We start from the raw sequence: 392 nt of genomic DNA, 5'->3' as shown, positions 1-392 counted from the left end.
GAAGGTGAATTATGACAAATGATATGACAAAGGGAAGCCCTTTAAAGATTTTTATATTATTTTCAATACCTTTATTAATAGGAAATGTATTTCAACAGTTATATAGTATGGTTGATACAATAATTGTTGGTAGATTTGTAGGTGTTGATGCATTAGCGGCAGTTGGGTCTACAGGGTCTATGCTATATTTAATAAATGGTACGGTAATGGGGCTTACAAGTGGATTTTCAGTATTAATATCTCAAAAATTTGGAGCTAAAGATGAAGACGGAATTAGAAAGTCAATAGCTAGTAATATTACGTTATCAATTATTTCTACTATWATAATTACAATTATAGCATTATTAGTAAAAAATCCATTGCTTTCTATGATGAATACTCCAGATAATATT

1 protein-coding gene is annotated in these 392 nt (G+C 28.9%); it reads left to right on the top strand.

Translation table 11 applies throughout. From position 1 onward, the window contains the following. Positions 1–11 precede the first annotated feature (11 nt). Positions 12–392 (top strand): MATE family efflux transporter (locus G3997_RS04905; RefSeq protein WP_296649019.1); only part of this gene is annotated, 381 nt, incomplete at its 3' end.

This window comes from Romboutsia sp. 13368 (genome assembly GCF_018336475.1).
GTDB lineage: Bacteria > Bacillota > Clostridia > Peptostreptococcales > Peptostreptococcaceae > Romboutsia.
The sequence above is the reverse complement of the archived record's forward strand: the minus strand, read 5'-3'. Positions and strand labels throughout refer to the sequence as shown.